Origin of the sequence: Alteromonas oceanisediminis (genome assembly GCF_018474025.1) — a bacterium.
GTDB classification, from domain to species: domain Bacteria; phylum Pseudomonadota; class Gammaproteobacteria; order Enterobacterales; family Alteromonadaceae; genus Alteromonas_E; species Alteromonas_E oceanisediminis.
This window is the reverse complement of the sequence record NZ_JAHCTA010000008.1, coordinates 43,503-55,147: the sequence shown is the minus strand read 5'-3', so window position 1 is coordinate 55,147 and position 11,645 is coordinate 43,503. Positions and strand designations below refer to the sequence as shown.

The 11,645-nt window shown below is 48.4% G+C and carries 11 protein-coding genes; 3 read left to right on the top strand and 8 right to left on the bottom strand.

Features of this window, described 5'->3' with window-relative positions:
- Positions 1-208: 208 nt before the first annotated feature.
- The 5 genes from KIU71_RS14080 to KIU71_RS14060 form a co-directional block, all read right to left on the bottom strand.
- Positions 209-1,297: an ABC transporter ATP-binding protein gene (locus KIU71_RS14080; RefSeq protein ID WP_214131940.1), complete on the bottom strand. Its 1,089-nt coding sequence runs from the start codon at positions 1,295-1,297 to the stop codon at positions 209-211.
- Between the two features lies 1 nt (position 1,298).
- Positions 1,299-2,921 (bottom strand): ABC transporter permease, encoded by a 1,623-nt coding sequence (locus KIU71_RS14075; protein WP_214131939.1) that lies wholly within the window; start codon positions 2,919-2,921, stop codon positions 1,299-1,301.
- Positions 2,912-3,943, bottom strand: a complete 1,032-nt coding sequence (locus KIU71_RS14070; protein ID WP_214131938.1) for an extracellular solute-binding protein — start codon at positions 3,941-3,943, stop codon at positions 2,912-2,914. Before KIU71_RS14070 ends, KIU71_RS14075 begins: the two co-directional genes overlap by 10 nt.
- Before the next feature lie 73 nt (positions 3,944-4,016).
- On the bottom strand, positions 4,017-5,660 hold the full coding sequence (locus KIU71_RS14065; RefSeq protein ID WP_214131937.1) for an ATP-binding SpoIIE family protein phosphatase: 1,644 nt from the start codon (positions 5,658-5,660) through the stop codon (positions 4,017-4,019).
- An 11-nt stretch (positions 5,661-5,671) separates the two neighbouring features.
- Positions 5,672-5,977: an STAS domain-containing protein gene (locus tag KIU71_RS14060; RefSeq protein WP_214131936.1), complete on the bottom strand. Its 306-nt coding sequence runs from the start codon at positions 5,975-5,977 to the stop codon at positions 5,672-5,674.
- Between the two features lie 111 nt (positions 5,978-6,088).
- On the opposite strand from KIU71_RS14060, the gene yciH reads away from it, so the two are divergent.
- From yciH to pheA, 3 genes are all read left to right on the top strand, one after another.
- Positions 6,089-6,409 (top strand): stress response translation initiation inhibitor YciH, encoded by a 321-nt coding sequence (gene yciH, locus KIU71_RS14055; protein WP_214131935.1) that lies wholly within the window; start codon positions 6,089-6,091, stop codon positions 6,407-6,409.
- A gap of 50 nt (positions 6,410-6,459) precedes the next feature.
- Positions 6,460-7,260 (top strand): response regulator, encoded by an 801-nt coding sequence (locus KIU71_RS14050; RefSeq protein ID WP_214131934.1) that lies wholly within the window; start codon positions 6,460-6,462, stop codon positions 7,258-7,260.
- 198 nt (positions 7,261-7,458) lie between these two features.
- Entirely contained in the window at positions 7,459-8,640 is a 1,182-nt protein-coding gene (pheA, locus tag KIU71_RS14045) for a prephenate dehydratase (protein WP_214131933.1), read from the top strand.
- 96 nt (positions 8,641-8,736) lie between these two features.
- Here pheA and KIU71_RS14040 read toward each other — a convergent pair whose 3' ends face one another.
- The 3 genes from KIU71_RS14040 to KIU71_RS14030 all read right to left on the bottom strand — a co-directional run bounded on the left by KIU71_RS14040 (position 8,737) and on the right by KIU71_RS14030 (position 11,497).
- Positions 8,737-8,997, bottom strand: coding sequence for a hypothetical protein (locus KIU71_RS14040; RefSeq protein WP_214131932.1), 261 nt, complete (start codon positions 8,995-8,997; stop codon positions 8,737-8,739).
- A 269-nt stretch (positions 8,998-9,266) separates the two neighbouring features.
- A complete protein-coding gene (gene tyrA, locus KIU71_RS14035) occupies positions 9,267-10,406 on the bottom strand; it encodes a bifunctional chorismate mutase/prephenate dehydrogenase (protein ID WP_214131931.1) in 1,140 nt (379 codons plus the stop codon).
- Positions 10,406-11,497, bottom strand: a complete 1,092-nt coding sequence (locus tag KIU71_RS14030; protein ID WP_214131930.1) for a 3-deoxy-7-phosphoheptulonate synthase — start codon at positions 11,495-11,497, stop codon at positions 10,406-10,408. The genes tyrA and KIU71_RS14030 overlap by 1 nt, the downstream gene beginning before the upstream one ends.
- Positions 11,498-11,645 lie beyond the last annotated feature (148 nt).

The window sequence follows — 11,645 nt, the reverse complement described above, 5'->3', positions numbered from 1 at the left end:
ATTTTATTTGTTAATGATATTGATTCCCATTTGCATTCATGTTTTACTAGCCACTCATTAACGCACACGGCGTACGCGTGAGTTGATGAAATTTTCACAATCGCTGGTATTGTCTCCACTGGTCCTGACAGATGTATCAGCGCTCCATTTCGATGGAGCTTAAGCTTCGCTGCCGATCGACGGGTCCTGATTTGCAGCGGAGCTTTTTTTAGTTGTTGGGAAACAACATCATGTGTTCCAGCGCTAAGCGAATACCGAAGTATTCACCCACGTTGTGGTCGTGGTGACTGGGTGCAAGGCATAACACCCGTTGAGCTGGAACCGGTTTATCACGATTAGTCTCGGTCAATAATTCTAGGGTGTAAAGAATATGGGCACCGCGAAAGATGCGATTTACCACCAGCGCTTTGAACGGGCTGCTGTCATCGTGAAGGATATCATCAGGACGCACTAGCAATTGCAGTTGCTCGCCGACGTTGCGGTGTTGGCTCCCCTCACAAAAATACGCTTCGCTGGCATTAAAGTCGCCAATCGCGGTATGAATGAATCCCCCCTCGCTCAATATCGCTTGCAGAAAAACACCCTCTCCAATAAAGCGCGCAACAAATGAAGTCGACGGCTCATGGTATAGCTCATAGGCCGTGCCCCACTGATGCATTTTCCCCCCTTCCAGAACAGCAATCTTGTCAGCAATTGCAAACGCTTCATGATGATCGTGCGTGACAATAATCGCGGTGGTGTTGACCTGTTTTAACAGTCTGCGAATTTCCCCTGCTAGCTGTTCACGCAACCGAGTGTCTAAGCTTGAAAACGGTTCATCGAACAGGATCACCTCAGGCTCTGGCGCTAACGCCCGCGCGAGGGCAACCCTTTGCTGCTGCCCACCGGACAATTGATGAGGGAAATTCTGAGCATGTGATGTCAGGTTGACTAAGGCAAGGCACTCTTCTACGCGCGCCGCTCTCGCAGTCGTGTCTAAATGGCGCAATCCAAATGCAATATTCTGCGCAACCGTCAGGTGTGGAAACAGCGCAAAATCCTGAAATACCATGCCGATTTGCCGCTGCGCGACTGGCTTGCATCGTTTAGGGTCGCTGACCACTTCGTGGTTCACCAGAATACTTCCTTGCCGAGGCTTTTCAAACCCAGCAATGGTGCGTAGCACCGTGGTTTTACCACAGCCAGAGGGCCCTAGCAGACACCCAATTTCTCCACGCGCGAGGGAAAAGTTTACGTCTTCAATCACTGGTGCGACGGTTTTAGCATAGCCCACCGTGAGTGATTTTACTTCAAGCATATCAAGAGTATCCTTTGTCCAGCGCTTTGGTTAATACAACGATGGGGATAAGCCCAACCAACACGATAGTAATGGCTGGCAGTGCGGCGTCAATTAAGCGCTCGTCTGACGCCAACTCATAGGCTCGCACGGCGAGCGTATTCACGTTAAATGGCCGCAATACTAACGTGGCGGGCAATTCTTTAAGCACGTCCACAAAGACCAGCAGCGCGGCACTGATAACACTGGCGCGCAACAAAGGGGTATGAATTTTTGCCAGAAGGCGAAATTTACCCGCACCCAGCGTGCTGGCAGCATCATCAATAGCGGGTGAGATACGCATCATACCTGATTCCGTGTTTTGCAAGGCGATGCTCAAAAATCGTATACAGTAAGCGAGGATCAAAGCGACGGCTGTACCAGAAAGAACAAGCCCAACATAGTCGCCGGTTAAAGTATGGCTAAGGTGATTAAGTTGAGCATCGCCCCACCCTAACATGATTAAAACACCTACCGCGATAACCATACCGGGGATCGCATAGCCAAGGCTTAACAGACGCAACTGCCACCGGCTCAAACTGGACGCACTCCAGCGTTGTTGATAGCTGAATACAATAGCGATAACAACGACCAGTACAGCGGTCAAGATGCCCAGCGAAAACGTGGTGGTGATCAAGTCTACAAAGTCTCTGGCCCACAGCTGTTCATATTGACTGGCTGACCACCACAGCAATTGCACAACGGGAATAACAAAACCCAATATCACCGGCAGCGCGCACAGAAATGACACCAGCGCACTTTTCCAACCAACCAACGCGTCACGCTGATTCGACTGTTGTTTTGCGCCTTGTTGATAAAAACGTAATTTTTGCCGACTGTGCTGCTCGAAGACTAATACCAGCAGCACAAACAAGCACAAGATCGCCGCAAGCTGGGTGGCAACATTGCGATTTCCCATTGCGTACCAGGAGCGAAAAATGCCCGTAGTGAACGTATTAATACCGAAATAGTGAACGGTGCCGTAGTCAGCCAAAGCTTCCATCATTGCCAGTGCCGCACCGGTGAATAGCGCAGGGCGCGCCAGCGGCAGGCTGACCTGCCAAAAGTGACTGGCACTGGTGCGACCATGTAATGATGACACTTCCCGCATACGTTGTGACTGCTCACTGAAAGCCGTTCGCGCTAAGATATACACGTAGGGATACAGCACCAACGACATTAACAGGATAGCCGCAGGTAAGCTGCGAATTTCTGGGAAGTAATAGTCGCCGTAATTGACGTTGAACCACTCGCGCAGAAGCTGTTGCACGGGGCCCGCAACATCTAGCATTCCTGTGTATGTATACGCGATGATGTATGCAGGCATAGCCAAAGGGAGCAACAATGACCAACGTAAAATACGCCGGGCAGCAAATTCGTAATGCGTCATGCACCAGGCCGTCACACTACCGATGAGTAAAGTACCTATTCCAACGCCAAGCGTTAAAGTAAGACTGTTGGCGACGTAATCAGCAAGCACTGTGGAGCGTAAATGCTGCCACGCGCTGACTTCAGGAATAAAAAGGTGAGAAACGACGATCAGTAGCGGCGCACAAAGCACCGCACTGATTAAAAGAAGAGAACCTCGCCAAACACTTATTTCCAACCGGCGCGGTCCATTAACATCAATGCTTGCGCATTTCCTTTACCTACCGCCTTCAACGAAACAGATTGTGGCTTAAACTCACCAAATGCCTGCATTAGTGGGCTCCACTCTACTCCCTCGAGCACTGGGTATTCGTGATTTTGCTGCGCATACCACTGTTGGCTTTCTGGCGTAATCATAAACGCCATTAATTGAAGTGCGGCGTCTTTGTTGGGCGCGTGCTTAGCCACAGCGGCACCGGATATATTAATGTGGGTGCCAAAGCTGTCCTGATCCGTCCACACCACTTCGACTTGCTCTGCCTGCGCTTTTTCAGTGGGATCATCTGAGCTCAACATGCCTGCCAAATAATAGGTATTGGCGATGGCAATGGAGCACTGACCCGCGGCAACAGCCTTGATTTGATCACGGTCGCCCCCTTTCGGACTGCGTGCCATATTGTCAACAACGGCCTCCGCCCAATTTTCCACTTTGTCTTTGCCTGCATCGAGCACCAAGGCGGCAACCATAGATTGATTATAAATATTGCTCGATGACCGCACACAAATCTGGTCTTTATAGTGTGGCTTAGCCAAATCAAAAATACTCGTGAGATCAGCCTTATCAACTTTATTCGGATTAATCATCAATGGTCGTGCGCGCTTGGTTAGCGCGTACCAATGACCCGCTTCATCGCGCAGGTGCGCAGGCACTCCCTGTGTTAACACATCAAGCTGTATCGCCTGTGTCAAACCCGCCTCCTGTGCGCGCACCAGACGCCCTGCATCTGTGGTGAGCAAGATATCCACTGGGCTAAATTGCCCTTCAGACTGCATGCGCGAGATTAATGCGTCTGCATTACCGGTGACCAGATTCACTTCGATTCCAGTGGATTCAGTGAACTGATCTAGGAGCGGTTTAATCAGCGCTTCTTTACGCGCGGAGTACACGTTAACGACCTCATCTGACTGCGCCACCGCATTGCTAGCCGCAAACCCGGATAAGGTAGTCGTTGCAACAAGTAACATGGAGATTAATTTCATAACAAAGCCCTTTTTTGAAAATGTTTTATTGATAATAATTCTCAATTACATTAAACGCAATAGGCAACCTCATCTAGACCGGTATACGTGCGACAGCATGTCGGCCATTGTCGATGAACGTCAGTGTTTCGCATAATTCCCTCAGCATACTGATGCCGCGCCCGTAGGTTTCATCAGAAGGCACTTTCTCTAACGCTAGACTGTCAAATCCTTCCCCGCTGTCGGTAACGTGCACCGTGAGAAGGCGTTCCCCTACATCAAATTCAGCACGCAGTTCAATATAGCCGGACTGTAGGTCAGCCAGATTCTGTTCGCGCTGCTCGTAGTACGCCATAAATCCTTCACTGGTGCGTTTCATACTGGAGTCCATACCGAGTACCCCATGCTCAAGTGCATTGCTGTATAATTCGGTGAGTATGGTAAATAGATCGGAGCGGATCCAGGATAAGCCGCGCTGACTGCAGATAAGCTCAATAAAATGCTGTACGCCCTCGCCTTGCTTAAGTTCGTTATGGTGCAGTGTAGCGCTGACTGAAAATGGGAGTGCTGTGACAGGTTGATTGCGCCTGAGAGAGGTTAACGCCTGACAAGTAAACATGGTTAACGTGATATCATCATGTGGTTCGTTGCCGCCTAAAAACTGCTTTAGCGGCGCCATCAATTCTTCAACAGACACGGAGGGGTTGCCCACGAACCAGCGCTCTATCCCTTCTTCCCCAAACATCTCTCCCTCAGCGTTGGTGATCTCTATCAATCCATCGGTGAAAGCCAATAAACGCGAACCCGGTTCCGTTGAGTATACTTCGTCTTTGTCGTCAAACTCATCGGCTTGTAAAATACCCAGCGCCATGTGTTGGGAGCCAAATTTTGTGACCAGTTCGCCGGTGGGCGACTGCAACAACAAATTCGGCATGCCGCCATTCCACACATTCAAACGACAACCGTTCTCACTGACTTCAACGATAGCGGCGGCAAAAAACATATTGATCGGGAGAAGGCTTTCAAGCGTCGTGTTAAGCGTTGACGCGATTTCAGACACAGACAGACCTTTCGTGGCCATCGCCTGAAAAGCTTTGGTCACCGGTAGTGCACCAATCGCCGATGCAAGCCCGTGCCCGGTGAAGTCTCCAATCAAAAAGTATAACCCACCGTTCGGGCTGGCCTCACACAAAAAAACGTCGCCGCTGAACTCCGCTGCGGGGAAGAGTCGATAATCGAAATACCGAGTCACCAGCGGATTGTTAACAATCGCCTGGCTAAAAATATGCTCAATAATTTCGTGTTCGCGCTCGATGGAATGACGAAAATAGGTTAATTCTTTGTTCTGTAACTCAGCTTTTTTACTCAGTTCTCGGGTTCTGGCGTGTGCTCTAACTTTGGCCAGCAGTACCGTCTTATTGAACGGTTTCGATACAAAGTCATCACCGCCAACATCAAGACATTTGGCAATGGTTTCTTCATCATCTAAAGAAGTGATAAAAATGATGGGCAGATAGACGTTATCGTTGGTATTTTTCAATTCTCTGGCGACATCAAAGCCGCTCAGATCGGGCATCACCACGTCGAGCAAAACAATGTCAGGCTGGATTTTTGAGGCTAATACAATCGCTTCGTGCCCTGAGCGCGCTTCGTAGACGTCCAGCAGACCATCTTCTTCCAGCATGTGCACCAGTAAAAACCGATTTATTGATTCATCATCAACAATCAATATTCTCATAACCGGCAGACTTACTTAATGTCGAATTTTTTATCAAATCGTGAAATGGTGAGTATTTTGAGCACTTGAGGGCGACAGTGTGTAATCCGAATAGTCGGAACGCTGTCTTTAAGCACTTTTTGCATATTCAGCAGCATCCCCAACGCGGAGCTATCCATGTATTCAGTGTGAGCGAGATCAACTTCAACCACGTTGACGGACTCAGGAAGATCGGCATAGGCTTTTCGAAAATCCTGTACTTTACCGAAATCGAACTTATCGTCCATTTTGATAACCAGTAGCTTCTCATCCGTTGAAAGTTGCGTTTCTAAAGCCATCGTGTTTTCGCCTGTGATTGGGTTAACATACAAAACTTCTTTGGTTTATTATGACCTTAAGCGAAAACGATTGAAACGGGTTTTTACGTGAAACCGCAGCGGGGAGAAGAAATGTCAAATAGTCGATTGGTTTACTCTACCGATTCTGGCCGTATAGCGCCAACTAAGGCACCAGCTCCGGTGCCCACTTCTGACGGGATTGTTCGGATCCACAAGGAAACGAAAGGGCGTAAGGGCAAAGGGATGTCGATCATCAAAGGACTTCCCTTGGATGAAAAAGCGCTGAAACATTTGTGTAGCGAGTTAAAAAAGAAGTGTGGTTGTGGCGGCTCGGTGAAAGACTTCACTATAGAGATTCAGGGTGATGTGCGCGAAAAGCTAAAAGGTGAACTTGAAAAACTCGGTTATACAGTAAAATTAGCAGGCGGCTAGCTCTACTGCTATCCTAGCCCCCTTACGCCGTCATTACATTTGAGAACATCATGGACAAACTTTCCCTTTCTGACCTAAGCATACTGCTGGTCGAACCGTCAGACACACAGCGAAAAATCATCACCTCGTTATTGTTGAAAGAGAATATCGATTCAGTGGATGCGGTGTCTACCGTGGGTGAAGCTGCGGCGGCACTTAAGAACCATCCCACCGATTTGGTTGTCAGTGCCATGTATTTTGAAGACGGCACCGGACTCGACTTACTCAAGAAAATCAAGCAGGATAAAGAACTTGCGGCGACGCCTTTTATGCTGGTATCCAGCGAGAATCGACTCAGCAAACTGGAAGAATTTAAACAGGCGGGGGTTGCTGCCATTCTGCCCAAACCCTTTGAGCCATTGCATCTCTCTCGTGCGCTCAACGCCAGTTTGGATTTGATCAACACCGATGAGCTGGATCTTGACCTCTTTGATGTCCATGAGGTACGTGTTTTATTAGTCGACGACAGTCGCTTAGCGCGCAACCATATCCGCCGCGTACTTGAAGGTATGGGGTTACGCAAAATCAAAGAAGCTGAAAATGGTGCTGAAGCCCTCACCTACATAAAAGATCACCAATTCGACCTTGTCGTGACCGACTACAATATGCCTGAAATGGACGGTCGGGAGCTTTCTGAGTTTATTCGCTTCAACCCAGAAACAACCCACATTCCGATCATCATGGTCACCTCTGAAGCCGCTGATAGTGCACATATGACGAATATTCAGCAGACGGGTGTGAATGCTTTGTGTGATAAACCATTCGAGCCGACGGAAGTTCGCGCCATGCTGGCGGCACTGCTCAGTGAGTAACCGTGCAAATTTTCTGCGGGTGATCGGCGCTTTGTCGTTGACTTCAGCGACGTTGCACCATACAGTCAAGTGATGAAAACACACAACAATGCCATCCGCTTTTTTACTAACGGCTTTATGAACGACTGAGCTGGGCGGTTTTGTGCGTAAACTAAACCTCCCGCTGCGGAGGTTTTTTTATAACTAAAAGGAATCAGAATGCCAACAGATGCGCTCTCCCCGCTCCGCGAAGCGATAACGCGAGTGGACACTGAATTGCTTAGGTTACTCAGCGAACGTCGCGAGTTAACCAATCAGGTAGCGGAAACCAAAATTGAACATCATATTCCCGTGCGCGACCAACGCCGTGAAGAGCAACTATTGGTCCGCTTGATCAAAGAAGGTAAGCGCGTTGGACTAGATCCGCATTACGTCACTCAAATTTTTCATGCCATCATTGAAGACTCCGTTTTAAACCAACAAGCACTGTTGGCTGAAAGGGCTAACCCCGGCAGCGCGTTGCCGTTGAACCGTGTCGCGTTCTTGGGCGACAAAGGTTCGTACAGTTACCTCGCTACGCAAAAGTATTTCAGCCGACGCCCCGGTGAATTACTCGAAATAGGCTGCCAGAGCTTTTCAGAAATCGTCAAGAAAGTCGAAAACAACGAAGCCGATTACGCTGTGTTGCCCATTGAAAATACCTCGTCAGGCAGTATTAACGAGGTGTATGACCAGCTTCAACACACATCATTAAGTATTGTCGGCGAGCTGACCCATCCGATTAAGCACAGTATGTTGGTGGCGTGTGAAACAGCTTTATCCAGTATCAAAGTGCTCTATGCACACCCACAGGTGTTCGCGCAATGTAGCCACTTTCTAGCGGAACTAGGCAATGTTGAAGTGAAGCCCTGCGACAGTACCTCAACGGCCATGTTGACGGTGAGTGAGTCAAATGACCCGACGATTGCCGCGATTGGCAGTGAAGCGGGTGGCGCGCTTTATGGGCTAAGCGCGATTCGTTCGAACCTTGCCAATCAAAAAGAAAACCATAGTCGCTTCATCGTCGTTTCACGCAAATCGGTAAGCGTTCCATTACAGGTTCCTGCTAAAACCACGCTCATCATGTCAACCGTTCAGAAGCCTGGCGCGCTGGTTGAAGCTTTACTGGTGCTCAAAAACAACAGTATCAACATGACGAAGTTAGAATCACGGCCAATCACGGGTAACCCGTGGGAAGAGATGTTTTACGTCGACGTAGATGGCAATACTGCCGATGGCCCGATGCAAAACGCATTAGAGCACCTGGCAGGGATAACGCGTTACTTGAAAGTGCTGGGTTGTTATCCAAGCGAAGAAATTAGCCCTACCCGTGTCGCCGCGGTGAACGCTCTGGCAGAGTGAGGACAACAGGCGCTGGGAAGCAAAACGCGCATTTCATACGATTACGAGGGCGGCCGTTTACAGACGGCCCTAGGGCCTGCCCCAGGGACGCGTCGGCTAAGATTCATTTCTGCTTAGCAACTTATAACCCTCAGCTTCATAATCATTGATGCATTTCTGGAATTTGTTGTGAAGCTTAATTTCGTCAAAGTAGCCCAGCGCGTAAGCATCACACTTAACTTTCATTTTTTCGCTGTTTTCCAAAACGGCTACCATCTTTAATTCCGCAAAACCTAACTTATAGGCCAATTCAGTAAACTGCGAATACACAACAAAAAGAAGCGAAACCAGTAGCGTGGCTGTGATTAATTTTTTCATTTTTATCCTTAAACCATTATGACTCTTGGAGCTCAGCAATAAGTAAGCCAATCGTGTCAACCCAGATATCTTAAGAGTTTCAGAGCATGCGCTTCAATTTAAAAAGCACATATTGCTAATAAATAGTCTAAAATGCTAAAAATTAATGAATAAGTGATATTCGCAGACACGGTGGACTTATTCGTTTATGCGCAGTTTGGGTGAGCTGAAGCCTTTTGCGTGACTTCAACAATCTTGAAGTTTGAACCTAACCGACTAAAAGCAGATCATTAGCGCAACATCTGGTCATCGTCAGCTTTGAGTAACAGCTTTTTGCTGTCAACCAGACACTTTTTAGCGTAATCACCTAACCAATTGCCTATTTCCAGAAACTGTTTGATGAAGTCTGCTTTGTCGCCGGTTCGAAATAAATCGAGTGCTTCGCCGAAACGTTGATGAAAGTTTTCCAGCAACCTGACGTTGCGCGGATCGTTGAAGATGATATCAGCGTAGAGCTTCGGATCTTGAGCAAACAACCTGCCCACCATCGCCAACTCAAGACGGTAAATCGGTGAACTGAATTCGGTTAGCCTGCGCAAATCCGGTGCCTCATGGGCCAAATGAGCGCCATACACAAAGGTGTTGAAATGTCGCATCACCTGAATAAAGGCCATGGCCTCATCGTGCTCCTTTGCCGAACACCGCTGCACCTTAGCACCCCATACCCGCATCTGCTCAATCAACCAGTGGTAATGTTCAGATTGACGCCCATCGCACACCACCACAACTTGCTTTACCATGCCTTTGGAGTCTGGACCAAACATAGGATGTAAGCCCACGACCGGCCCTGAGTGTTTTACCATCATGGCACTTAGCGGACTTTCTTTGATACTGGTAATATCAGCCAGAACGCAATCATCTGGTAATGGCGGGAGTTGGTTTATCACCGTGGACGTAAGCGTGATAGGAACACAAACCAGCACCAGATTTGCCTGTCTAAACAATTCAGGGGCTCGCGGCCAATCCTCTTGCTCGACAATGGTCACTGGATAGTGACTGCGTTCAAATAGTTCGACGAAAATCCGACCGAGCGCGCCACGTCCACCCACAATGACCACTTTTTGTATTGCAGGGTTAACCTGCAAAAATTGCCCATCTTGCGTCGCGTAAGACTCTCGCATGATTCGCCGCAGTAAATCCTCGACCAACGAGGGCGACACACCGGTGCGCAATGCCTGCGCCATCCTTCGTTCAAGCAACTCAGCTTCCCGCTCTGGCACATAAATTGGCATACCTGTGCGGCTTTTTACTTCCCCCACTTTTTTAGTCACTGCACTGCGACGCTTTAACAAATCGACCAATTGTTCGTCCAATTGGTCGATTTGCAGGCGTAGCTCAGTCAACTCTTCAGTGGCGTCGCGCTCAGACATTACCGTTCACTTAAAAATTTGCTTTGACGCATGGGTAACACCGTGATTAATTTATCTCTGGCCTGGCTCACTACCTGCTCAGTGGTAGCCCAATCAATGCAGCCGTCAGTGATTGAAACGCCATAGCTAAGATCAGCACGTGCAATACCGTTACTTTTTTGATTCCCTGAATTTAGGTGACTCTCTAACATAATGCCAATAATTGACTGGTTGCCCTCAAGAATTTGATTCACGACATTTTGAGCTACCAACGTCTGCCGTTTGAAATCCTTGGCCGAATTTGCATGGCTGCAGTCAACAACTAAGCTTGCGGCCAGGCCTGCGTCCGCGAGTTCTTTCTCGCAATCAGCGACACAAACACTGTCATAATTGGGTTGCTTTCCGCCGCGCAGGATCACGTGCCCATCTGGGTTTCCTTGCGTTTTAATAATACTCACTTGACCCTGCTTATTAATACCCATAAAACTATGCCCTGACGCGGCTGATTTAAGCGCGTTAATAGCAATCTCAAGACTGCCATCGGTGCCGTTTTTAAATCCTACCGGCATAGACAAACCACTGGCCATTTCTCGATGCGTTTGCGACTCACTGGTGCGCGCACCAATAGCTGACCAACTGAACAGCTCCGCCAAATATTGTGGGCTAATGGGGTCAAGCGCCTCAGTCGCTAGCGGTAGCTCAAGTTCAGCCAACCAGATAAGTAGCTCGCGTGCCTTACGTAAACCAGCTTCAATATCAAAACTTCCGTCAAGGTGTGGGTCGTTTATTAACCCTTTCCAACCGGTGGTAGTGCGTGGTTTTTCAAAATAAACGCGCATCACGATATACAAGCTATCTTTGCAGGTTTCGTGCAACTCCTTGAGCTTAAGTGCATATTCTTTTGCTGCATCGGTGTCATGGATCGAACACGGCCCGCACACGACCAATAAGCGATGATCTTTGCGATGTACAATGTCTGAAATAATCTGGCGCGACTGACCAATCGCTTCAAGTGCTTTTTGGCTGACCGGAAGTTCGTTCGCCAGTGCTTCTGGCGTGAGCAGAACCTCTTCGGCAGAAACATGAATGTTATTTATTGAGTCCTTTAACATGAAAATCTCGTTGTGATATGGATGAATGGTGGCTGTTGCCGCAGAACTACAGGCTATGGTTCAGGAAGGGCTTCTGCTCTGTAATTATTATTTTACACTTCAATAAATCACAATAGCCTGCATGCTATTGACTTTTTAACAAGTAACA